This is a genomic window from Desulfopila aestuarii DSM 18488, from assembly GCF_900143695.1.
Taxonomy (GTDB): Bacteria; Desulfobacterota; Desulfobulbia; order Desulfobulbales; family Desulfocapsaceae; genus Desulfopila; species Desulfopila aestuarii.
Map to the genome: position 1 here is coordinate 47772 of NZ_FRFE01000017.1, position 24837 is coordinate 72608.

Genomic DNA, 24837 nt, shown 5'->3' on the forward strand with positions numbered 1-24837 from the left:
GCCGGAAATGTGTCAGGATTGACAGTAATTCATACGCTAGCGCACTAATTTGAAAAAATATTTGATTTCTTATAACTAAAGAATACTATACAAGTAGGTGAGAGGAATCACCTGCTGCCTGTTCAGCAAAGTGCATGCTTGTGAAAAATTTTTCAGATGTTCTAAGTAGAGTTATTTCCAATAACGAGTAGTTATAAAAAGGTAAATCTAGTGACAGTGGAAGAACGACGGCCCACAGCGCATGATGATGCAACTCCAACGAAAGCCTTTGTCAATGAGGAGGGACAAACCACTTTGGTTTGTCCATATTGCAGCTCGGTAAAAACGGCGTCCGTTGGGCAGTTTCGAGAACGACAACATAAGCTGAAAGTACGTTGCTCATGCGCAAACGTGTTCTCGGTCAATCTGGACTTCCGTAAATGCTTTCGTAAACCCACTAAAATAGAAGGGCTCTACGATATGATCCCACCTGCCGTTGGTGGCGGCAAGGTGATGGTCGTAAACCTGTCACTTGACGGTGCCTGCTTCGAAGTAGCAGGCCTGCATAAGCTCAGCATAGGCCAAAAGGGCCATATCGACTTCACCCTTGACGATCGCAAGGCGACTCGCTTAAAACGTGAATTTATTATTAGAATGGTGTCTGGTAGCGCCATCGGCTGCGAGTTCAAAAAAACACATGCATTTGAAAAGGAGCTGGGCTTTTACCTTCGCTTCGGACCCTGATCATGAATCACCTTGCCAATCAGACGCTCTGCCTGGATAAGAAATGGCTTGAGCGTTGAAGCATCAAGTGCACTTATCACAACGCCTTCCCGTTCTGCCTCGATACGAATCTCTTCGGGATTTTCCACCCGATCCATTTTGTTGAACACCTTCAAAACCGGTATATCTCCAAGATCCAACTCTCGCAACAACCGCTCGACCACCTGTATGTGATCATGATGATTGGGGTTAGAGATATCGATCACATGGACCAGTAGATCCGCCTCCTGAAGCTCCTCAAGAGTAGCCATAAACGCTTGCAGCAGATCGGCGGGAAGATTGCGAATAAATCCAACTGTATCGGTAATGATCACTTCCATCTCTGTCGGAAACCTGAGCCGTCTACTGGTCGGATCAAGTGTTGCAAAGAGTTTGTCTTCGGCAATTATATCGCTGTTCGTCAGAGTGTTCAGCAAGGTCGACTTTCCAGCATTGGTATAACCGACCAGCGAAATGACCGGCAGATCTTTTTTCCGTCTTTGGGTGCGCCTGCGATAGCGTTCTTTGCTTACAGTCTTCAGATCCTGTGACAACCGCGCCAAGCGGTCGTTGATCCTACGGCGATCAATTTCGAGTTTGGTCTCACCGGGCCCTCTTGCACCAATCCCACCAGTGAGTCGTGAGAGCGCATCATCACGAGATGAAAGACGGGGCAACATATATTTCAACTGGGCCATTTCAACCTGCAGCTTCCCTTCACGACTCATGGCACGATGAGCAAAAATATCGAGAATGAGCTGGGTGCGGTCAATGACACGCAAATCGGTAAAGTCTGTGATAGACCGAATCTGTGATGGGTTTAACTCCTGATTAAAAATGAGGAGGTTGGCGTCGAGCTGTAAAGCCCGAATCATAATTTCCGCAAGCTTCCCTCTGCCCAGGATAAGTCGAGGATTGATTTTTTGCCGCCGCTGCAAAACAATTTCAAGCACTTCGACTTCATCTGTCTTTGCGAGCTCAATAAGCTCATTCATCTCCTCCTCTGCTCTGTGGCGAGGTTCGGTGCTGACGCTGATGAGGATAGCACGGTCCCTTCCCTGATCAACATCCCTCACACTGTGGGCTTTCGTGAACTCGGCTTCAAGGGCCGACACCAGCACTTCGAATGAGTCTGTCTGGGATGCAGGATGAACAGGTTCGAGGAAATTCCAATTTTGTCCGGCAACCGGCGTCGGCAAGAGATGCACCGAGTACATTTTATCCGGCAGCCCATCGTTAGTGATTTTTATAACCGATAAGAGATCAAGTCGAAGAAACAATAGGTCCATCAAGTCTTCATCACTGATATCCTCGCCGGCAAGATGGGTGTGAACCAGGCGAACGCCCCGCAATCTCCCCCCGGATGCCCGGATTGAGGAGAGCTGAGGAATCATGATGCCGCTGAAACTGCCGACAATGACCATCTCGACCTTGCCTGAACGATGGATCAAAAGACCAATCTGTCGGTTCAATTCAGTCGAGAGCTGACAGATTGTCCGTGCCATCTCCGGAGCAATAATCATCTCACGCGGCACCCGTTTGCTACCCAGCCGTTCAAGCGCCTTGAGATGATTTTTTTTTAGACCCTCAATATTCCCAGTTACACTTCCGATAACGCCCACCTGTTACTTTTTGCTAGTTTCATTTTTCCGCCCTTTTGCCTGCGTTGTAACCGGACAGGCCATATCAGCGGTATAGTTGGTCCATAGTGGATCCTGGTAACTGTCATGACAACCAGCACAGAGCCCCACCTGTAGGATCTTTTGCAGTTCTTTTTTATTAAACGGGCGAACATTGGGCCTCGAACCGTGCTGCAACTGTTCCCCTTCAATATCAACCCAGGCATCAAGTGGAACGGTTCTGCCGCTTGATGTTTCGATCCCTCTACTCATAGATCGAAACGCGAGTTTGCCGTCCTGTTGGTAAATTGTGCCTTCACCAAGGCCAACAGTTTTCGGAGATGCGTGGCAATCGACACATTCACGCCCTTTCTTCTGGGTCGTATGCGGATTGATGGCCGCCATGGTGAAGCGATTAAATCCGCCGGAATCTTTACCGTCTTTGCCCACCACGGTTACCATATCCTGACATCCGGGGGTTACGATGACGACTTCGTTCTCCCATATACCAAGCATCGGCTTCTCATAACGGATATACGATCGCCCCTCTTCCCAAAGCCCTGCAGTTTCTTTGAGCGACAGTTTGTCGAGATGCTTACCTCTCTGGTCCTGCTTGACATGACAGCCATAACATTGCGGCACCCAGGTCGAATGACAGGCCTCACAGCTAACCCGCTTATGTGGACTGAAATCACAAACACCGGGGCGCGGGGGGCGCAGTGGCCGCATGACACCGTCTATTTTCCCTTTTAATAGTGGAGTTTCATTTGTACCGGCGAGATTATTCAGTACATTATTTTTACGGGTTGTTCCCGGGTTTGTCGAGTGACATACCTCACAGGAAATCTCGAGCTGCTCTTCATAGTGAGCGTAACTGGTGCCGTCCCCCATAATTTCATTGCGGGTGTGGCAATCAATGCACTGCATGCCCTTGTTATGATGGATGTCATCTGCGATTTCGAGATAAAATCGGGCACCCGGCAACTGGTTTCGGGTCATACCACCTTTCTCATACGGTGTTCCGTACCCTTCCGACTCAAAAATGCCAATATAGGATAGACCAATCCTGCCGGAACGATTATGGCAGCGAATACAATTATTCTGATCAACCTTGGCGGTGATATGAGGATGGATCTTTTTTGCCTTCTCCTCCTCGGATGCGGTATCCGCTACCAGGCTCTCTGCCGCCTTTATCTCCGTTTCAGGAATAAGGAAATGGCAGGCGGAGCAACCACCTCCTTTCTCGTTAAAAAAGTCAGGAGCATCTGGAATATCGTTCTTCTGTTTCCATAGGTGACAGGTACCACAGAGTTTTCGATAATAGTCGAGAGCGAATGAATTGTGTCCACTGGCAATAAGTTCTTCCACGGTCAAGTCGGTATTTTGGGAATCACTTTCGCCCCAGTAGAAAAGCAGCGTACCGAGAATCCCTCGATTGGTGGCCATCAGCGAATTCTTCACCTTATGAACATCCGCAGGATGACATCCCTCTACCGAACAGGTTTTATCAACAATGCGAAGATCACCAGGATTTACGACCATTTCCTGATGGGCCTCTTCTTTCGTTATCGCCAAGGGATTCCCGAGATGGCATGGGGAGCAACCGATCATTTCAACATCGTGTGCGCGATCAAGCTTCTCCTCCGTATGGCAGGACAGACACATGTCGACAGCCCCGGAGGATGTCACATAGAGCTGTTGTGGTCGTTTAACTAGCATCTCCTTCACTGCCATTACGGCAATGATCAATGCCAGCAAAACAGTAGACAACAGGGCTAACCTGTTGCGTGATCTGCCTGACATTCCCATTACAATAGTTCTTCCCCGGCTTTATCAGCCACGATAATTTTGGGTATTAGGGTATCTTCGGCCACAACCAAATGCTTTGCTGGTAACCTTTAACCCCATTGGTGCCTGCTTGCGCTTATACTCGTTTATCCGGATCCTGCGAACGACATCCTCTACAACCGTGACAGCAAACCCCTTCTGGGTGATCTCTTCAATGCCCATCCCTTTTTCAAGATACATTTCAAGTATCATGTCCAAAACCTCGTATGGTGGCAAGTCATCCTGATCGAGTTGGCCTGGTTTCAGTTCTGCTGAGGGTGGTTTTTCTATAATTCGCTCTGGGATTATCACCTGCTCTCGGTTGACATAGTAGGAAAGTTCATACACAAGCTGTTTGGGGACGTCTGAGATTACAGCCAATCCACCGCTCATGTCACCGTACAATGTACAGTAGCCAACAGCCATTTCGCTCTTATTGCCTGTTGTCAAAAGTAGATGGCCAAATTTGTTGGATAAGGCCATCAGAAGATTACCGCGAATTCGGGCCTGCAGATTTTGCTCAGCGAGGTCTTCTGGTAAATCTCCAAATAGAGGGGCAAGACTTGTTCGGAAAAGGCCAAACAACTCGCCAATTGGAAGTATTTCAAATCTGCAGCGCAGATTGTTCGCTAATTGCTCTGCATCTTCGACCGATTTTTTCGAACTATATGGGGAAGGCATGGCAACCCCCAGTACATTTTTCGCCCCTAATGCATCAACAGCTACGGCAGCGGTAAGGGCCGAATCGATTCCGCCTGAAAGCCCAAGCACCACGGAAGAAAAGCCACATTTGTGCACATAGTCGCGAACACCTGTTATGAGTCCCCGGTAAATAGTTTCGATCACAGGTGGATCAATGGGGGCATGAAGGTCCCCACACCAGTCACCCGTATCAACGGTTATCATATCTTCTTCAAAACCAATAGCTTGAGCTACCACTTTCCCGTCTGCATTCATCACCAGACTACGTCCGTCAAAGATCAGGGAATCCTGGCCACCTACCTGATTGCAATAAAGAAATGGGGTTACATGCTGCCTGCAGTATCGGGTGAAAATCGATCGACGAACATCTTCCTTGTATCGCTGGAAGGGAGATGCGGATATGTTGATCAGTCCCGTAAGCTTTTTACCCTCTTTTACAGCAAGCTGGTGCACCTCTTCTGCCGGTGCGATATCATATTCAGGGACCTCATCATGCCACACGTCTTCGCAGACCGTAACGCCAAAATAATGACCCTCTACTTCATAGATCTGCGATGGAGGACCTGGCTCAAAATATCGGGTTTCATCAAAGACGTCGTATGAAGGAAGTAACTGTTTTCTTGCCTTGAAAATAATTTTGCCATTTCTGGCAACCACTGCCGAATTATATAATGGCTTACCCGGACGGGTGTCGCAATGTTCGACACTGCCAAACATCACATCAATGGGCGGAAGCTCTTTAATCAACCTGGCCATAGCGCTATCATTGGCGCGCAGAAAGGATGGCCGTTCAAGAAGATCCTGAGGAGGATATCCGGAAACAGCCAGCTCTGGAAAAATTACCAGCCGGCTGCCTTCCTTCCATGCTTTTTCAGCGTACGCCCTGATTTTCTCACAATTGCCGGCAAAATCGCCAATCACAGGATTTATCTGAACCAGAGAAATTTTCACCTATTGCCCCATATCGTCGGATTCATCTTTTTTCAACATTGGAATCTACCAGTTGTCGAACTCTATCGCGCAGACAATGGCACGCTACTCTTATTGTTACTTACTGTCTTTCTCTCTATTTTTCCGCTGATATTTGTTAACCGCATTTATATGTTCACGTAAATTTTTGGAAAAATAGTGAGTTCCGTCATTTTTCGAGACAAAATAGAGATACTCAACCTCGGCGGGATGCAGAACAGCCTCAATTGCCGCCCTGCCGGGACTGGCAATAGGGCCTGCAGGTAATGCGGGAATGACATATGTGTTATAAGGGTTGGAGCTTTTGAGATCGCTCTTGGTGATAGGGCCATTAAAGTTGCCGCTGCCGTAAACTACTGTGGGATCAGACTGCAGCTTCATGCCTTTCTCCAACCGGTTAAGGAAAACCGAGGCAATAAGCGGCCTCTCAGTAGCATCACCAGTTTCCTTTTCAACAATTGAGGCAAGAATTACCGTCTCACGCTGGTCCGGTATCGAGTCCTTCATGTCGCTCACCACCTCTCCCCATACCTCCTTGAAGCGGTTGACCAGCATTACTATAATCGATTTTGCTCCTCGCTTTTCCCGGGTCAGAAAATAAGTGTCGGGATACAGATACCCTTCAAGCGAAGAAACGCCGGCAAACCCGAGTTCAGCAATCAACTCGGGGTCCTCAATCAGCTCAAGAAAGACATATTGATCACACCAGCCTTCAGCTGAGAAAATCGCACCGATATCTTCGCCACGAAGACCTTCAGGGATAGTAATTGAGTAATGATAGGGTTTGGCGGTAACCAGCAGCTCGAGAATTTCCGAGGGATTTTTACCTATGGGGAGTTGAAACTCCCCTGCTCGCAATTTGGTAGCCACCCCTCTCAATCTGGCCAGCAGCATGAAACGCATATCGTCTCGAATAACTCCGGCCTCACCAAGTATTTTACCAATTCCCTGGACAGATGTACCTTTGGGGATCTCAACAACAACCTGATCTTCCGAGCCTGCTGGCCCGTTATTGTTGGCGTAGAGCATCAGCCAGTAGTAGCAGGCTAATGGCATGAGGCATAGAAAAAGGGCCGTCCACAGGACGACCCTTTTCCAGATCCTACCGGAAGAGATGGTGGATGAATGTGTATTTTCCGACACTGAAAAGTTTTGTGCTTGTTACGTGATTAAAGGCTTTCTGGATATTTCATCACAAATGTACACAACAACATCCAGCAACACAACAATTTCATACCACCTATGCAGGTACGGTAAAGGTTCACCGCTCTGCTGTTTTAAGCTATTTTTTCTTCTCAGTCACAGCCTTCGGCTTCGATCCCTTGCCGAAAGCGATTTTCACTACCTCATCCATGTTTTTGACCGGGAAAAACTCCATCTTATCTCGGATATCCTTGGGTATTTCAGCTAGATCCTTTTTGTTGTGATACGGGATGATCACCTTTGTGATATCCGCCCGCAACGCCGCAAGTGCCTTCTCTTTCAAGCCGCCTATCGGCAGCACCCGGCCCCGCAAAGTAACCTCACCGGTCATGGCAAGCTTCACCACGACTTCCTGCTTAACTATCGCCGAATAGAGCGCGGTAGCAATGGTTATACCGGCTGATGGCCCATCCTTGGGAATCGCTCCGGCGGGAACGTGGACGTGAATATCGATCTTCTCGAAATATTCTTCATCGACCTTGAGTTCTTCCGAGCGACTACGGCAATAAGTGAGAGCCGCCTGAGCTGACTCTTTCATAACATCGCCCAACTGGCCGGTAAGAATAAGTTTACCTTTACCCGGCATTATGTTGACCTCGATCTGTAGGATCTCACCGCCGATTTCAGTCCAGGCAAGTCCGGTAACAAGGCCCGGTTGCTGAAGTTTTTCGACCTCAGACTCGGGTATTGTCTTAGGCGGACCGAGGTAGGTATCAATATTGTTTTTGCTGACGCTGTAGGGTCCCTTACCGCCTTCAGCAACCTTGCGGGCAATCTTGCGGCAGACCTTTCCTATTTCACGCTCAAGATTTCTTAGTCCCGCTTCATAGGTGTAATGGGTAATGATATGCTGAAGGGTGTCATCATTCATCCGGATGTGCGAAGCTTTCAAACCATTTTCTTTCTGCTGCCGTGGCAAGAGATATTTTCTCGCAATAACTGTCTTTTCCTCAAGCGTGTAGCCGGAAAGTCTAATCACCTCCATTCTGTCGAGAAGCGGACCAGGAATGGTATCCGTCATGTTCGCGGTAGTGATGAACATGACCTTGGAAAGGTCAAGCGGTAGATTGAGGTAGTGATCGGAAAACTCAAAGTTCTGTTCGGGATCAAGCACCTCAAGCAAGGCAGAAGAAGGATCGCCACGATAATCCGAGCCGATCTTGTCGATCTCATCCATCATGAAGATCGGATTGTTGGAAGCAACAGTCTTCAGTCCCTGAACAATCCGCCCAGGCATTGCACCGATATAGGTGCGCCGATGGCCGCGGATCTCAGCTTCATCACGCATGCCACCAAGCGAGATACGATGAAATTTTCGCCCCATCGCCCTTGCGATTGACTGACCAAGCGAAGTTTTACCCACACCAGGAGGGCCGACAAAGCAAAGGATTGGCCCCTTGGTCGATTCGTTCAGCTTTCGCACAGCGAGATATTCGAGAATGCGTTCTTTGACCTTTTCAAGACCATAATGGTCTTCGTCGAGCACCGCCTTTGCTTCCACCAGATCAAGCCTGTCCTTGGTTGATTTCATCCACGGCACGTCAAGAATCCAGTCGATATATGTACGGATAATGGTTGCCTCTGAGGAGTCGGGATGCATCATATCCATCCGGCTCAACTGTTTTTTCGCTTCCTTACGGACCTCTTTCGGCATCTTGGTTTTTTTCAGCTTGACCTCGAGTTCTTCAATTTCCTGAGTTCGCTCATCGGTATCGCCGAGTTCTTTCTGCAGTGCGTGCAACTGTTCGCGAAGGAAATATTCACGCTGGGACTTACTCATCTCCTCCTTGGCATCGTTCTGGATCTTCGCCTGGACTGTGGAAACTTCAAGTTCTTTTGAGAGCAGTTTATTCACCAGCATCAGCCGCTTCGTTGGATCAATCTCCTCCAGTATCGACTGCGATTCGACAATTTTCAATCTCAGGTTTGAACCAACAAGGTCTGCTAAACGACCAGGATCATCGATGTTGTTGATGATCATCATGAGGTCGGCGGAAAGAATACCGCGCAGAGACATGATCTTTTCGGTCTGTTCACGCACCGTTCGCATCATAGCCTCGACCTCGACACTGATCTCCTCAACCTCAGTCTCCTCGATAACTTCGATCGACACCTCGTAGGAAGGCTCCGTCTTGAGGTATTCGGTTATTCGAGCCTTGGACATCGCCTGGACGAGCACCTTCAGCCTGCCGTCAGGCATTTTCAAGGTCCGCATAACCATGCACACCATGCCGATATCATATAGATCGGCCTCCTGAGGATTGTCCTTGGTGGCATCCTTCTGGGTGACAAGCATGATAAGCTTATTGGAGTTCAAGGCCTCGTTTACAGCCTCGACTGAGCCTGGACGACCAACAAAAAGAGGAATAATCATGTAGTTGAAAACCACGACATCACGTACTGCCATCATGGGCAGCACTTCGGGGATTTCCATCTCCTCGTTGTTGGAAAAATCATCCATACTAATGCTCAAAGAATCGTTGAATTCCACTCTTACCTCCTGGGAGAACTGCCAAACCGGTTCATAGATAACCGGCGAGTCAACTGTTTATAAAATAACGGGTATCCCCGTCTGTTTGTCATTTTCGATTAGTATATTTTATGCGAAATAAATAGTCTATCTGAAAACCGACCACAAACTAAACACAGAGACGAATCAAGTCAAGCAAGGTTTCCGAAATCATTTACCGGGCTTGCGAAAAATCTAAGTGTCAACGGTTGAATCTGGCAATCAGTTACCGTCACATACATGCCATTAGATTTTTCTTATTTCTGTAAAAGAGAGCAGCAATAATCAAATTCGCCTTTTTTATTGAATTCAAAAAAAAAGTTGGCGATAGTTGTTCACGGTTTTACGTTATTGCAATCTTACACTCTCACCTTCATTTACTGGAGTTACAACAATGCTTGACGCAGCTTCCCTTTTCGACCTTTCCGAATTTGAACACGCATCCCTCTTTACAGAAGGCGATTTTGTCTGGTCAGCACTCAATAAGCTCAAATCCTACATGGATAAGGCCAGCTATCCTGAACTTGACCGCGCCCTGATAGAGAATGGCAAACCACTCACTGAGACAGTAATCTTGCATAATGGCCGATATCTTCCTGCCACAGGTCTTGAAATTATTTTTGACGACGCCACAAAAGGAAAACTTTCTGTTATGAGGGAAGGAACCCGACTTGAAGGGGCGACAGTTATTATGGCCGGAGCGATTCTTATGGGTGATAGAATTGCATTTGGAAAAGGGGTGCTGGTCGAATCAGGGGCAATGATTAAATCGCCGACAATTATCGGCGACTGCTGTGAAGTACGCCAGGCGGCCTACCTCCGCGGTTATTGCCTCGCCGGTAAGCGCTGTGTACTTGGTCACGCCACCGAAATCAAACATTCGATATTCCTTAATGATGCCAAAGCCGGCCACTTTGCCTATCTTGGTGATTCAATCCTTGGCACCAATGCCAATCTCGGGGCAGGTACCAAATTCGCCAATCTCAAAATGGTTTCCGGTAATATCTATATCCAGCACGAAGGAAAAGAATACGATACTGGCAGGCGAAAACTTGGGGCAATTTTAGGCGATGACAGCCAAACCGGCTGCAATTCGGTCACCAACCCAGGCACGATATTCGGCAAACGATGCATGCTCATGCCAAATGTCACCTCCCGTGCTGGCTTTCATCGAGCAAAATCGTTCATACGGTAATTTCAGTCCAGTTCGACGATGTAACAAGTGCTGTCATCTGGTTGTGGACCACTTTTATCTTGACGTGAATCCTACGGTGAACGTACATTACGGCCTGCTTATATTTCTCGCCCTGCGCTGCTAACCTCGTGTAGCTCAATCCTCACCTTATCACCTCTTTCAGAAGGAGCCTTTTCTCCATGCTCATAGAGAAAAAAATTGGTTTAATCGGCGGCGGCAACATGGCCGAAGCACTTATCAGCGGCCTGGTTCAATCAGGATCGGCACTCCCTGAAAACATCATCTGTTCCGACATCCGTGAAGAACCGCTTGAGGAACTTCATCGCAAATACGGTGTAGCCGTAACAACTGATAACGTCGAAGTGGCTCAAAAATCCGAAATTATAATTTATGCCACCAAGCCGCAGATCCTTGCCACCGTCCTTAAAGAAACAGCCGATATCCTTGACAGATCAAAGCTCATCATTTCAATCGCCGCCGGTGTACCGCTAGCTGCCATCCAGTCAGGTTTGCATAAAGATTTGCGACTCATCAGGGTCATGCCGAATATCTGTGCCTTCGTCAAAGAGAGCGCAACTGCTATTGCCGCTGGAAAATATGTAGAAAAGGGAGATATTGAACTGGCGAAAGCCATTTTTGATTCGGTTGGCGTCAGCGTCTTCATCAAGGAAAACATTCTTATGGACGCATTCACAGGTCTGAGCGGCAGTGGACCCGCCTACTTCTTTCTTATTATTGACGCCATGGCTGACGCGGGAGTGAAGATGGGCCTATCACGAAAAGACTCGCTGCTCCTTTCTACCCAGACAATGCTTGGTTCTGCCAAAATGCTGCTCGAGTCAAAAGAGCATCCAGGCCAGCTGAAGGATCGTGTCACCTCGCCTGGTGGCACCTCAATTGCCGGTATTCACACCCTCGAACAAGGCGGGCTGCGTACCACCATAATGGACGCTGTCGAAGCAGCAACCAATCGCTCAAAAGAACTAGGCGAAGTTATGATTCATAATTTTCTTGAAAATAACGATTAGTTTTTGACTTCAAGGATATTGTGAGATCGTCAACTCATTTGGAGTTATTACAGGGCAGGCATCACGTGCCTGCCCTGTTTTGCATGGTTACGCAGCGTGGGATAATCCCATCTCCGCCAGATACACCTGTCCCTGCCGGGTCATAACTACCCGGTCTCCATCCTGGTCGCTTTCGACTACCCCATCCTTATTCATTACTTTGATAATCTGACGCATCTCTTTCAGACTCAACTGTAGCTTTTCAGCAAGAGATGCAGCATTCACCGGTTGCGGCTGATCGTTTTGCAGATTTTCCTGGAGAAGGTGGAGTATCGTGTTTTTTATCTCAAAAAATTTCATCTCTGATCCTTATTTAAACGCAAAAAATAAGAGCGCTTGCAACGCGTTCCATAACCACGAAAAGCAAACGTTCATCCATTTCACATGGCAACCGAGTCCCATTCATCAAAGATATGGTGCAGGTTCTTAACAAGAGACACTTCAGCGGCCTCAAGATAGGTGTCCCACTCAAGACAGAATCTGTAATACGCCATGGACGCCAGTTTTTTCGTCACAATTGCATCAAGATAGGGACCAAGCTCTTCAGATTTGAAAGTGGTCATGATATGTTCTCGCCCCAACACACCGATCAATACAGGCGGCACATACTGTTCCATGGTCTTCCAGACAAGTTCTTCATCGGCCAAAATCTCGCCTTTCCGTTCAAGCAATTGATCCTGGAAGGCAAAAATCTTTTCACTTGTTTTTTCCGATAGATCAAAAAGTGGTATCATCGGGTCAACACCATACACCTTCATCAGCATCAGCGTCTCAACCGCGGCATAACGAGCAACCATGTTCATAATGTCGCGAATAAGAGCCCAACGAGTCTTAACATCGTTGAGAAGTTTTTCCTCATATTCATCCTGCAAAAGGAACGCAGTGAGAACTTCTGAGACCGAACTGCTGAACACCCCGCCCTTATTAGCTGAAGAGTCTTTAATCTGCAGGATGTCGGTAGCGATGGCAATATGGCGACGGGCCACATCATCGAAGAAAACGTTGGCACCCTCGACAATGAATTTCAATTCCTTAAAGAGCTCAAGAAACTGTTTCACGTTGCCATGGTTGATAGTGTCCTTGAAACCTCCACATGGGATAAAAGCGGTAATATTCGCTTCACGTATAAATTTTCGATTCTCGACATTGGCGAGAAAAGTTTTATGGAACAACGCTCCATCTTCAATGACAGTTCCGTCAGGAAGGGAAACATTCTTTCCCCTGAGCGGTACCCGAAAACCTCTTGCTCCCAGTTTTTGTTCAGGATACGCCAGTGAGTTTGCGCGAGGGTCACCGTTACGCATGAAGGCAATTTTCATCAGCTCTTTTTTATCAAGCCCTTCTGGGTCGAACAAAACAGAGCCGCCATCAAGTATCAGGCAGATCTTGCCTTGGTAACATTGAATTTCGTTGGCACCGAGGTCACCGTCCGGGCCACCGGTAATCATCAGGTTAAGGTTTTCTTCAGCATGTCCCTGCGATTCAATAAGGGTTCTGAAGGCGCTCATGATCGAGGTAGTCGTCATGCCGGACAGAGTGATTTTTCCGCCAATCTGTGCATAAATCTCTTCCATGTCGTTTGTTAGCAATACCGATTTACCATCGACCTGAAGATCAACACCATCAGCACCCATATTCAACAACCCGAACAGTTCACCACTTTCGAGCAGCCCATACGTATCGTGTGGTATGCCGAAGGATTTTCCGGTGGTCATGGTCCGCCAGTGCCGGTATCCTCTTTCCTTTGCCCTGAGCGACACTCCGTCCATGAGCGGTGCCGTGCCCTCATCAGGCCCGAAAAAGATCAGCTCAGGCTTGCCGTAATAGTCGATAATAGAATTATCAAGCAGCATGAGATCCATGATGCCTTCTGTGTAGTCAAACAATGCGTCTCGAGAATACGAGGCATACTGGGGATGCGGCACCACCACACCTTTTGAGCCACTCTCGCAGATATCTTTATGTTTTAAGCGCTGCGCCTTAGGGCCAAGTGCGTAATTCAGCAGTACGGCATTGTCCAGTTCGGTGGCGTGATTGGATCTGGAAATCCGAAGCAAACGTAATCCGCCTCGGGCAATGTCTGCAGCACGTAAATGCGTTCCGCAGGCATAATGCCCATTCACATAAAAAATACCGTACACAAACTGGTTATACACCAGTGGGTCGAGAATGGAGCTGTCGAACCTGAAGGAAAAAGAACGTTTTTCTTCTTTGTAAAAATTGGTTTTCAGTGTTGCGCTGACTATCTTGAACATAAACTTGAAGATGTCGTAACCCAGACTGAAATCTATGAAACGGGCAGAAATCATCTTGTCGAATTCTTTCCACTTCGTCTGGAGTACGGCGTCAGTAAGCCGGTCCATAATCCCCGGCTTGAATTTTCGTTCAAACAGTTCGTGAAGAAATCGAAGAAGATCGACATTTTTTTTCACCATCTCTTCTATGAGGCTGGCGGCGTATATCGACTTGTTAGAGCTGTGGAGTCTTTTGGAAAAAGCATCCTGATGATCTTTACTGCTCAGACTTTCAAGGATTTCTCTATCGGTTGCATTTTCACTCTCCTTGTAGATAAAGAGATGCGTAAAATCTATGGCATTTCCAGCAAACAGCATCTCATGAAACGTCAGTTCGCCGTTTAAATAAAGTTCTTTCATAGAGTTTATGGAGTATGAAAGAAATGATCGCAAATCAGCAAGAATGCGTGCCTCTTGAGTCCTTGTGAGTTCACCCTGAATGTAAAGTGCACATACAGAAGATGGAACCGAGGCCTTGGTAAGATATGGCTCCCAGTAGGCGCGTACCAAAGTGAATCCATGCTCGGCCAGCAATTTACGCAAAAGTGGCAACTGCGGCTTTTCAAAATCACTTCCAAACATCAAACGTGTTTCGCCGGTCTCCGGCAGGTTGAACACTTCAATATGCGGCACAACCGCCCGATCGGCTTTTACCAGAAAACTCTCATACCGTTTCCTCGTCGGTTCAGGAGTTACGGCATAGTCACCTGCCAGAGAGAAGAGAAAACGTGAAGACAGAAACTCCTCACGAGAATAATCTACAACTGTTTCGGGCCGAATAATATAGGTGGAATATTTGGAATCAGGGCTGTAATAATATTCCCGTCGATGGCCGGAGATCTGGTCTTCCAGCATCGCTTCCATATTCTCACGGGTCTCTTCTGTCGCAATACGTACCCGGCCCACCTGACTGCCGTAAGACATATCAAAATCGATATTAGCGACTCGCCCATAAAGGGTGACAGTGCCATCGATAACTTTGATAGAGGTGGCGATTGATTGAAGCAAGTGTTCCAGGGCATCGCTCTGGATATTTTCAAAGAAATATCGTGGAAGACCGAGGTCTGCCAAAATGATACCCGCGGCGATATTGATGCAGTTTGCTGTCAGCAATCCTTCGGTTGACAGGTCTATAACCGCCTCATAAAGCAATTTAGGATCCAGACCAACACTCTCCGCCTTCTTTATAATTTCGGCACCTTGCGCTACCGGTGTTGCTGCTGGTAGTAATTTCTCCATGACGTCTCCAGATAAACAAAATCCGTTCGTATTTGCCATCTATCCGCCTGCCGCAGCATCAATATCACTAACGGCTGACTTCCTCGCAACTGAGTCGAATTCGTAGCTACTCCGGTTGAAACCAATTGCCGAGCTGTCTTCCTGCTGCTACGACAACATCTCAACTTGAGCCTGCCATAAAACAACAACGCGGCATGAAACCACAGTATAGCTGCCTTTCATGCCGCGGGAATACACGCAATACTTTGGCTCTCGTCACATCCTGTAAGGAAGGCCAAGTTCAATACCGATATTGAGAGCCTTTTTATTCAAGTCAATAAAATCCTTTGGCACCCTTTCACCAATAACCTTCATAACAGAGTCAGCATTTACGACATCGGAGATGCCAATCAACGCGCCAAGAACGCAGATGTTAAAAACAATAGGTTTACCAATTTCCTCCATGACTTTTTCATACATGGGCAACTCGATCTGGCGGGCATCCACCTTTTTTGTCGTCTCCACGAATTTACTGTCAGTGAGCAGAATACCGGCGGGACGAATCTCAGGGCCAAAGCTGGTATACGCATCCTGGGTAAGGCAGACCAAAATGTTTGGCTGAGTCACCACCGGAAAATCGATCTCACGTTCCGAGATGATCACATCACTTCGGGTTGCTCCTCCACGAGCCGCAGCTCCGTAGCTTTGCGACTGCGTTGCATTTTTTCCTTCGTGGATAACTGCAGCTTCAGCAAGAATTATGGCAGCGGTGATGACCCCTTGCCCACCTGAACCTGAAAAGACAAGTCGTGTTCTTCTCATTTTGCCGCCCCCTTCATTGCCAGCTCAACAATTTTTCCGTATTCAGTGCAGTATTCAGGCCTTTCTCTCTCAACAAAAATTCCTCGACCCCAAAGTGCAGGATTTTCCTCGAGAGCCTTGGAGCCAACCGGTGCGGTGATGTTTTTGTAGTTTTCCATCATCTGGGCAGCGTCACCCTCTTTATTCTTACGACCAAAGTGGGTTGGACACTGTGACAGGATCTCCACTACGGAAAAGCCTTTATGGAGAATCGCTTTTTTCAGCAGGGAGGTAGCCTCCTTGGCGTGGTAGGTGGTAGTTCTTGCAACAAAGGTAGCCCCGGCGGCGGTAGCCAATTCAACCACATCGAAATTGTTATCAATGGTGGTGTAAGGCGCCGTAGTAGCCTTGATGCCGCAGCCAGAAAGTGGCGAGAACTGGCCGCCAGTCATGCCGTAAATCCGGTTATTCATGACAATGGCGGTAATATCGATATTACGTCGTGCCGCATGAATAAAATGGTTACCACCAATAGCAAGCGCGTCACCATCGCCCATGGGCACCAGGAGAGTCAGTTCAGGTTTACTCATCTTTACGCCAGTAGCAAAGGCAAGTGCCCGGCCATGCAATGTGTGCAATGAATGAAAATCGACATAGCCTGAAATTCTGGCAGAACAGCCGATACCTGACGTCATGACGATATTATTTTTATCAAGCCCCAGCTCTTCAACAGCACGCAACAATGAATTGAGCACTGTTCCGTGACCACAGCCGGGACACCACATATGCGGAAAAAAACGTTGCCGGAGATAATCTTGTACAGCCATAATTATATTCCCCTCCCCTGGATAACCCGCAAAAGACCTTTGATATCCGTGGGTGTAATAAGTTTCCCATCGATACGATTGGCCAGAAAGACCTTATTCGGCTCATCCACTGCAGCTTTCACCTGCGCGAGGACCTGACCCATATTCATTTCTACAACCACTACTGCCTTGGCGTTCGCACATTTCTCCCGAACCAGCTCAGAGGGGAACGGCCAGATCGACTGCAGTTCGAGTACACCGATCTTTTCATTTTTCTCCCGCCTGTTTTTGGCCATGTGGATGGCTGATCTGGCGGAAGATCCATAGGAAATGAGGATGTACTGGGCATCGTCGAGGAAATATTCCTTGTAACGGGTGATGGAATCGACGTTGTTTTCGATCTTATCTACCAGGTGGCGTAACAATTCGTTGACGATTTTGGGATTTGCCGAAGGGAATCCCCACATGTCGTGATAAAGGCCTGTAACGTTATAACGGTGCTTGTCGCCGAAGTCTGACATTGGCAGACGACCATCTTCTCTTGGCAGATAAGGTCGGTAATCAACACCTTTGGGAACAGACGTACGCAATCGATCAACGATCTCTACTTCGCCCGGCGCCGGAATAACCAATTTTTCCCGCATATGGCCTACAACTTCGTCAAAAAGAAGCACAACCGGTGTACGATAGGTTTCGGCCATGTTGAAGGCCTCAACAGTCATGGCGAACACATCTTGATGGTTGGAAGCTGTCAGAGCGATAATAGCATGGTCGCCATGAGTGCCCCAGCGTGCCTGATTAATATCTCCCTGACCCACATGGGTAGGGTTGCCGGTAGAGGGACCACCACGCTGAACGTTGGCAATGACACATGGAATTTCTGCCATGCAGGCATAACCGATCGCCTCTTGCTTGAGCGAGAAACCAGGACCGCTGGTAGCGGTCAGAACTTTATGCCCCGTCAGCGATGCACCGATAATGGCGCACATGGAAGCAATCTCATCTTCCATCTGAATAAATTTCCCGCCAATCTCCGGGAGTCGTCCTGACAGTGCCTCGGCGATTTCTGTAGATGGTGTTATAGGGTATCCAGCGTAGAAGTTCACACCGGCGTAGAGCGCACCCTCGACACAGGCCTCGTTGCCCTGTACAAATTTAGTCGTTCTTTCCATTGTCATCTTCCTGGGTTGTCAGCACGGTAATTGCGAGATCCGGACATCGCAGCTCGCACAGTTTGCAGACGATACAATCTTCAGGGCGTACCACGGTCGCCTTCTCCTTGTTGTCCAATTCTAGAACCTGTTTTGGGCAGAACTTGACACATATCCCGCAGCCCTTGCACCAATCACGATTAATCTCTAATTCTTTGAGTTTCTGCCTCGCCATAACAATTATTCAACGGATTTAACCGCTCCTCATCTGCCTCTTCATGAATTATGAAGCGTACACCCGCACAAACCAACCACCTGTTTTATACGGATCCTTTACCACCATTACTGAGCGCCTTGAAAGGGCCTGACCCCATTGCTTTGAACAACCTCACCAATCAGACAAGGCAGATCCTATGGAATCTCGTCCTAATGAGCACACGGCAAATTGTATACAATTTATTCGAACTCGACAATTACCCCTCTCAACCATTCATGTCAACCATTTTCTGCCTGAATTATTCCGCGACAATTTCACAGAAATTCCACTATTTGGAATGCCGCTCAATTTCGTCAGATGATGGACTAAACAGAACCGTTATCATTACATTTATGTAACTTTTCACTTCATGAAAGAGTGATTGATCAAAGACAACCAATTCCAGACACAGGCCAGATACATATCAACAATACGAGCTTTGCCAAATTATCTTCGCTCATCAAGTATTCAATAAAAACGTGGGACTACGACGCTGTGAGACCTGACAACTCCTTCGATATTGGATCAAGTTACGATGTGTTTTGTGCACTTTCTTTGCACACAATTCGTGTTTTTACGAAATAGTCGTGGTATACATGTGCTTTGAAAAGTTCCAATCTCGTCTTCATAGTTATTTTTTTTAGGCAGCCTGATGAAATCGATCTTTTAGCCTGCCGCCAGAGGTTAAGTATGACTGTCCGTGGAAATTCTGAAGAAGAAGTTTACATCAAGCTCAAAAACGCAATCCGAAAACGGTACATCAAACAGGGGAGCCAGCTGGTTGAGGTTTCACTGGCGCAGCAGCTCGGTGTCAGCAGAACACCGGTACGCAGTGCCATCAAGCGCCTTGAAGCGGAAGGGATGGTTAACTCCATACCCAACAGGGGGGCTTTTGTTGTCACCCCGACCTCACGAGAAATCGAAGAGACATATCAAGTCCGCATGGAAATGGAATGCATGGCAGCCAGACTTACAGCCGCTATCATTACCGACAGCCAAATCAAGGAACTCAATCAGCTGGTCATCGACGAAGGACAGGTCTTCGACAGGACAAACCTTGAAGGTTACGATGTGACTAATGCCTGTTTACACCTGAAAATCGCAGAATTTTCAGGAAATAGTATTCTGTATCATTATGTCAAAGAGTTGCTTGATCGCACCCGCATCTACCTCATCCTTTTTGATCCGTTTTTTAAACTTGAATACAGCCCAACTGTGGACGCTCACCAAAAGATTGTCAACGCCCTCGCCGAGCACTCTGCCCAGAAGGCAGAGGCCGCTATTCGAGAGCATCTTCAGAATTCAGTTGATGGGCTTGAAAAGGTCGAAACTATGCCGGAGGACTATCTAGCCCTGTAAGGATCACAACTCTTCTCGCCCCATTTTTGGCATCAGACTTGACAAAGAGGCTTGAAAGCCTCAAACTACATGCCACTCTTTGGAATTGTCGGATTGGTCGTCCTGCGCGTCAACCTTCAGTTCAACCCGTAAGCCCGATTACCGCCTGCCCTTCTCTTTAATCAGATGCATAAGGCGTAAACGAGCCTGACACTACCGCACTTACGCACTACCCTGCCGACTGTGCCGAAACGACCCACTCTTATTCCAGTACGTCAAGAAGGTGTATTATGTCCTCCATCGTTTCCGCCTCTGTTACTCTTCCAACGATCCACGTTCCCGACAACCCTGTTTGGCCTGAGCTCAGCAAGGAAGAGGAACTGCAGCTGAAAAATGAAATAAAATCTCTCCTCGTGAAAAACAACGGTGTACTGGTTGCTCATTATTACACTGCCGGTGTTCTTCAGGATCTTGCGGAGGAGACTGGTGGCTGTGTTGCCGACTCGCTGGAAATGGCCAGATTCGGTACAGAACATCCGGCATCGACGCTGGTTGTAGCCGGTGTAAAATTCATGGGTGAAACATCCAAGATTTTAAACAATGAAAAACGGGTACTCATGCCCGATCTCAACGCTACCTGTTCGCTTGATGAAGGCTGTCCTGCCGACATGTTTTCCGACTACTGTGATCAGCATCCCGAACATACGGTGGTGGTCTACGCCAACACCAGTGCCAAGGTCAAGGCACGCTCCGACTGGGTTGTAACATCAGGTATCGCCCTGCCCATCATCGAGCACCTGGCGAAAAAAGGGGAAAAGATTCTCTGGGGACCGGACAAGCACCTTGGGCGCTATGTCCAGCAGCTGACCGGAGCTGATATGATTTTCTGGCCTGGTTCCTGCGTCGTGCATGAGGAATTTCGCTCGGTTGCCCTGGAGCGCCTTAAAAAACTGCATCCTGATGCCGCGGTTCTTGTCCATCCCGAGTCGCCTGAACAGGTAGTGCAACAAGCCGACGTTGTGGGCTCGACCACTGCGCTCATCAAGGCAGTACAGAACATGGACCGCCAGGAGTTCATTGTGGCCACCGATGCTGGCATTTTCAACAAGATGCGTCAGGTCGCCCCCGGCAAGACACTTATTGAAGCCCCAACCATGGGTGAAGGTGCCACCTGCCAGAGCTGCGCCCGTTGCCCCTGGATGGGCATGAACTCTTTACAGAACCTGGCCGAAGTGCTGAGAACTGGCCAAAACGAGATTCTTGTCTCACCAGAATTGGCCGAGAAAGCAAGAGTACCGATCAAGCGGATGCTTGATTTTGCGGCTAAGATGAAGAAAGCATAAATATTTTGTGTGAGATGGTGGATATTCCATCATCTCACACAATCACACTTTAACTCTTCTTCAGCTTCAGCATTTTTACCCGTTCGACAATTTCTTCCGCCACCCTTGCCACCGGCCTGTCAGCCATGAACACCTCGACATCAGCAACACGCCGATAAATCGGTAGTCGCGTGTTATACAGCTTTCGAGCTGCCTCCATATCCTGCAATAGTGGCCTTTTCTTTATTTTTTTCTCTGCATTCGGATGAGACTTGATTGATTTGATGATCGAGTCAAAATCGGAATGCAGGTAGACAACCGTACCAATCGCCTTGATATTTTCAACATTTACAAAGCCCCCCCCAGTTGAAATAACGGAAGCATTGACATTTTTTTCAAGCCATCTTGCAGCTTTCTTCTCAAGCTCACGAAAAGCTGGCTCACCGTCTTCACTGAATATGGTACGTATCCGCTTATTAGCGTAGCTTTCGATAAGGTCGTCACAATCAAGAGCGAACATTCCAGTCTGATCTGCAAGACATCGTGCGGTTCTCCCCTTTCCCACACCCATAAAGCCAATAAGCACGATATTTCCTTTCACGCCTGAACCCCAACTTCTAATATTTATATACGCTCTGAAACGAGCACTTTTCTCTTGTGTCTATTACTTGAACAACCAGTCACGATACGTGTTGGAAACACTCTTCCAACTAAAAGGCTCTGTATACTCTCGCGCACTTTCCATCTGCAGCGGCAGCGGTTGCTCGAGTAAACACAAGAGTCTTTCACTAAGTTCATGCTCACCGTACAATACCTCATCTGGAAAAAGGTCGGGATAGGAAAGTTTTCTTGGCAACAGCGGACGGCACCCTGCACGCACCGCTTCCATTACCGCAATACCGAAAAACTCATGAAGCGCAGTAGACACGACAATATCTCCTTGTTTCAGTAAACGGCAATAGGTCTCCCGCGATTCGGCAAAACCAAAATGAAGAATTTGCTCACGAAGTTTTTTCTTCGCCTCTTGAAAACAAGTTGGAGAAGTCGCAAAAGACTGGCCTAGGAGTATCAATTGAAAATCTACACCTTGGCGCTGCAGGGAATAGAGTACGGAAAAAAACTCTTCCGGCCCTTTGTCATGCTCCCAGCGATGATTCCAGATTATAACTGGCGGAGTATTGAACTCTTTTTGCCCCTTACACTCACATCCATCAAAATTAATCCCCGGCGCTATGATATCACTTTTTCTCTTCAACTTCTGAAGAGTTCCATTCACCGCCATATCCGCTGCCTTGGTAAGATATCGGGCACAGCCGTCCAGAAAACTCTCCCGGTTATAACGGGAATTGAAACAGATCCGGTCGGAAGCCATAGCGGTAGTGAAATTGATATATTGAAACTGGCGGATATTTGGGTCAGCAAAACGACCAGGATAGGCAAACTGATTTTCGTGAAAATAGGTTAGGAATTGCGCTTCACGACTCCAGCCCGGAACCTGCTGCAGCATTGATTTCAAGAGTGCGACATCAACAAAAGTTGAGCAGAGTACAACATTAAATTGTCTTTCAACTGGTGGCATCTTGCAGACTTCGGCAACAAACCAAGGCGCAGCAAGCTGCATACGCATCTTCCAGCTACGAGCAGGAAGTGAAAGAAGTAGATAATCGGCAGCGACATGCTCCATCAATCCTTCAATAAATGCTTTATGCGAACCACCCATATAGGGTTCAATCACCAGTACTCTTTTTCTTTCGGCGGCTTCCATGCTGTGTATCAAGTTCTCGTTTCAAAATTTTTTCAAAAGGCACGACCTCACTGAACTGATACCCGCACCCGCCATGTATTTCTCCGCCAGTAAAATAAAGATCGATATCCGGGTAGCTCCGACAGATCTCAAGCCTGTTTTCATGATCCCTGCATACTCCAGATGGTTCATCATACCAGCTACAGGTAAACAGCAAGAACCCCTGGCTATCCCGCCCAGTCAGCGAGAATCTTCTGTATTCAGGATAAATCGTAAGGAGACGGTTGAATTCAGCCTCGCTTCTCAGCCACCTGCCACCCGCCTCCAGACTGACCCTCCGGCAGCATCGGCCACACAAGTTGCAGCTGCCGGTAACAACCACTTTTTTGCCACTGCATTTCAACCGAATAGCTCGAAACCAGCCCAAAATGGAATAACGCTTCAATCGCGCTATAAAAGAATTCCCGTTGGTGTTATCCATTGAAGATTTTCCATTGAACCGCCTCACCATCCAAGGTAAGGTTAAAGGAGTATTCTCGATAAACCTATAGCATCCATCCGGATACAACCTAGCTTTCCTACCCCTTCACTGTTTTTCACTATCCTCACATCACGTCCGGATAGATCTTTTTCATGAAAAGCAGCATAAATGCGTATTCAGGCTAGAATCCCCAGTTCCGGGTAGAGACAGTATCAATCGCACTGGAGTAAATGCATGTGGAAGTCTAAAGATGTCTATTATGTTTCAGGCAACACCGGCATCCTTGCCAAGGATATGGGCAAGGCCCTGCTCTGTCAGTTCCCTGAAGTCAGCTTCAACGAAGAACTTATCCCCTTTGTACGCACTGAATCTCAAGCGAAAAAAGCGCTTGAACGCATCCTTCAGCAGTCCGCAGGTCGTTACCCCATCATCTTTTCTACGCTCTTTTCCAAAAATCTCAATAAGATTTTTGATATCCCCGAAGTTGAATTCCTCAACATCTGCGACCATTTCCTCGTACGTTTGGAAGAAATCCTTGAAGCCAAGCCCATACGAGAACCAGGAACAGCACGAGCCCTGGATGATACGGCAATGACAAGAAGAGTCAACGCCATCCACTATTCCATCGCCCACGATGACGGTACCGGCACCAAAGATTATGACGAAGCAGACCTGATCATTGTTGGCGTCTCACGTTCAGGCAAAACCCCGGTCTCGGTATTCCTCGCTACTCAGATGGGCCTGAAAACTGCAAATTATCCTTTGGTAGACGACAATCTGCAAACCTGCCGACTGCCACCGGAGATTATCCGCAACAAACACCGTGTTGTTGGCCTTTCAACCACCCCGGATATGCTGCATTCTTTTCGTGAAAAGCGATACAAGGGTTCGACGTATGCTAAAATCGCCACCTGTGCAACCGAGCTGAAGCAATCTGACCAGATCTTTTTGAAATACCAGATCCCCGTTGTTTTTTCAGATGGCCGCTCCATTGAGGAAACTGCAACCCAGGTAGCCCAGGAACTGCAATTGAAAATGGCCGCCGATTCCGGAAAATGAAAAACATCAGTAATCACCATATCCTGCCGATCGGTAAACGATGACGACACATACCGGATTATGTTTTTGCTGCAGCCAGATGCCTTTTGTTGAGTGCTGTGAACCTATCCTCGCAGATCACAGCCGCGCTCTCACCCCGCTCGCCCTGATGCGTTCACGCTACACAGCCTATGTGCTCGGCCACGAAACGCATCTGTTAGCCACCTGGGCAGATGAAACGCGACCGGAGCGCCTGAACCTTGAGGACAGCAAAACGAAATGGTTGGAGTTGACTATCCATTCGGAGAGTGTTGATCCGATAGACGAAAGCAAGGGGAATGTGGATTTTTCGGCCCGCTTCATGGAACATGACCAGGTTTGCGAGCTTCGGGAAAACAGTATTTTCATGCGTCAAGACGGACTCTGGTACTATCTTGGCGGCGCACCCAAGATAACCAGAACCAAAATTGGCCGCAACGGACCATGCCCCTGTGGCTCAGGCAAGAAATACAAGCGCTGCTGCCTGGGCAGTTCAGAATAATCCTTTATGTTGCTG

21 protein-coding genes are annotated in these 24837 nt (G+C 47.8%); 7 read left to right on the forward strand and 14 right to left on the reverse strand.

Translation table 11 applies throughout. The annotated features are described in order from the left end of the window. Positions 1-210 precede the first annotated feature (210 nt). Complete coding sequence (locus BUF15_RS26830) at positions 211-723, forward strand: hypothetical protein (protein ID WP_143170743.1); 513 nt, start codon at positions 211-213, stop codon at positions 721-723. Here the strand turns inward: BUF15_RS26830 and hflX are convergent. The 5 genes from hflX to lon form a co-directional block, all read right to left on the reverse strand. Then, positions 702-2363, reverse strand: coding sequence for a GTPase HflX (hflX, locus tag BUF15_RS16190; RefSeq protein ID WP_327021869.1), 1662 nt, complete (start codon positions 2361-2363; stop codon positions 702-704). The two genes, BUF15_RS26830 and hflX, sit on opposite strands and share 22 nt — an antisense overlap. A gap of 3 nt (positions 2364-2366) precedes the next feature. Next, positions 2367-4079, reverse strand: coding sequence for a multiheme c-type cytochrome (locus tag BUF15_RS16195; protein WP_234981198.1), 1713 nt, complete (start codon positions 4077-4079; stop codon positions 2367-2369). A gap of 114 nt (positions 4080-4193) precedes the next feature. Next, positions 4194-5840: an NAD+ synthase gene (locus BUF15_RS16200; protein ID WP_073614753.1), complete on the reverse strand. Its 1647-nt coding sequence runs from the start codon at positions 5838-5840 to the stop codon at positions 4194-4196. Positions 5841-5936: 96 nt separating this feature from the next. Beyond that, a complete protein-coding gene (mltG, locus tag BUF15_RS16205) occupies positions 5937-7001 on the reverse strand; it encodes an endolytic transglycosylase MltG (RefSeq protein ID WP_234981199.1) in 1065 nt (354 codons plus the stop codon). Between the two features lie 139 nt (positions 7002-7140). Beyond that, entirely contained in the window at positions 7141-9552 is a 2412-nt protein-coding gene (gene lon / locus BUF15_RS16210; RefSeq protein ID WP_073614754.1) for an endopeptidase La, read from the reverse strand. Positions 9553-9964: 412 nt separating this feature from the next. On the opposite strand from lon, the gene BUF15_RS16215 reads away from it, so the two are divergent. Together BUF15_RS16215 and proC are read left to right on the forward strand one after the other, a co-directional pair. Beyond that, positions 9965-10765 (forward strand): LbetaH domain-containing protein, encoded by an 801-nt coding sequence (locus BUF15_RS16215; protein WP_073614755.1) that lies wholly within the window; start codon positions 9965-9967, stop codon positions 10763-10765. Between the two features lie 179 nt (positions 10766-10944). After that, entirely contained in the window at positions 10945-11793 is an 849-nt protein-coding gene (gene proC / locus BUF15_RS16220) for a pyrroline-5-carboxylate reductase (protein ID WP_073614756.1), read from the forward strand. Positions 11794-11880: 87 nt separating this feature from the next. On the opposite strand, the gene BUF15_RS16225 is transcribed toward proC, so the two are convergent. The 6 genes from BUF15_RS16225 to BUF15_RS16250 form a co-directional block, all read right to left on the reverse strand. Then, positions 11881-12132, reverse strand: coding sequence for a winged helix-turn-helix domain-containing protein (locus BUF15_RS16225; RefSeq protein WP_073614757.1), 252 nt, complete (start codon positions 12130-12132; stop codon positions 11881-11883). An 80-nt stretch (positions 12133-12212) separates the two neighbouring features. Then, positions 12213-15365 (reverse strand): NAD-glutamate dehydrogenase domain-containing protein, encoded by a 3153-nt coding sequence (locus BUF15_RS16230; protein WP_073614758.1) that lies wholly within the window; start codon positions 15363-15365, stop codon positions 12213-12215. A 255-nt stretch (positions 15366-15620) separates the two neighbouring features. Continuing rightward, positions 15621-16166: a 2-oxoacid:acceptor oxidoreductase family protein gene (locus BUF15_RS16235; protein ID WP_073614759.1), complete on the reverse strand. Its 546-nt coding sequence runs from the start codon at positions 16164-16166 to the stop codon at positions 15621-15623. After that, positions 16163-16972, reverse strand: a complete 810-nt coding sequence (locus BUF15_RS16240) for a 2-oxoacid:ferredoxin oxidoreductase subunit beta (RefSeq protein ID WP_073614760.1) — start codon at positions 16970-16972, stop codon at positions 16163-16165. The genes BUF15_RS16235 and BUF15_RS16240 overlap by 4 nt, the downstream gene beginning before the upstream one ends. Positions 16973-16974: 2 nt before the next feature. Next, positions 16975-18123 (reverse strand): 2-oxoacid:acceptor oxidoreductase subunit alpha, encoded by a 1149-nt coding sequence (locus BUF15_RS16245; protein WP_143170744.1) that lies wholly within the window; start codon positions 18121-18123, stop codon positions 16975-16977. Next, positions 18107-18337 carry a 4Fe-4S dicluster domain-containing protein gene (locus BUF15_RS16250; protein ID WP_073614762.1) on the reverse strand — a complete coding sequence of 77 codons (231 nt, stop codon included), beginning with the start codon at positions 18335-18337 and terminating at the stop codon, positions 18107-18109. The genes BUF15_RS16245 and BUF15_RS16250 overlap by 17 nt, the downstream gene beginning before the upstream one ends. 711 nt (positions 18338-19048) lie before the next feature. On the opposite strand from BUF15_RS16250, the gene BUF15_RS16255 reads away from it, so the two are divergent. Both BUF15_RS16255 and nadA read left to right on the forward strand, forming a co-directional pair. After that, complete coding sequence (locus tag BUF15_RS16255) at positions 19049-19717, forward strand: GntR family transcriptional regulator (protein ID WP_073614763.1); 669 nt, start codon at positions 19049-19051, stop codon at positions 19715-19717. Positions 19718-19986: 269 nt separating this feature from the next. Beyond that, positions 19987-21039 (forward strand): quinolinate synthase NadA, encoded by a 1053-nt coding sequence (nadA, locus tag BUF15_RS16260; protein WP_073614764.1) that lies wholly within the window; start codon positions 19987-19989, stop codon positions 21037-21039. Between the two features lie 49 nt (positions 21040-21088). Here the strand turns inward: nadA and BUF15_RS16265 are convergent, their stop codons facing one another. From BUF15_RS16265 to BUF15_RS16275, 3 genes are all read right to left on the reverse strand, one after another. Beyond that, the gene (locus BUF15_RS16265; protein WP_200802402.1) at positions 21089-21619 is read right to left on the reverse strand and encodes a shikimate kinase; all 531 of its coding nucleotides are present in this window, start codon (positions 21617-21619) and stop codon (positions 21089-21091) included. A 63-nt stretch (positions 21620-21682) separates the two neighbouring features. After that, positions 21683-22783, reverse strand: coding sequence for a tRNA-queuosine alpha-mannosyltransferase domain-containing protein (locus BUF15_RS16270; protein ID WP_073614765.1), 1101 nt, complete (start codon positions 22781-22783; stop codon positions 21683-21685). Beyond that, a complete protein-coding gene (locus BUF15_RS16275; RefSeq protein ID WP_073614766.1) occupies positions 22746-23243 on the reverse strand; it encodes a YkgJ family cysteine cluster protein in 498 nt (165 codons plus the stop codon). The genes BUF15_RS16270 and BUF15_RS16275 overlap by 38 nt, the downstream gene beginning before the upstream one ends. 234 nt (positions 23244-23477) lie before the next feature. Here BUF15_RS16275 and BUF15_RS16280 point away from each other — a divergent pair, with 234 nt between their 5' ends. Next, positions 23478-24302, forward strand: a complete 825-nt coding sequence (locus BUF15_RS16280; protein ID WP_073614767.1) for a pyruvate, water dikinase regulatory protein — start codon at positions 23478-23480, stop codon at positions 24300-24302. A 79-nt stretch (positions 24303-24381) separates the two neighbouring features. After that, complete coding sequence (locus tag BUF15_RS16285) at positions 24382-24822, forward strand: YchJ family protein (protein ID WP_159441316.1); 441 nt, start codon at positions 24382-24384, stop codon at positions 24820-24822. The last annotated feature ends 15 nt before the right edge of the window (positions 24823-24837 follow it).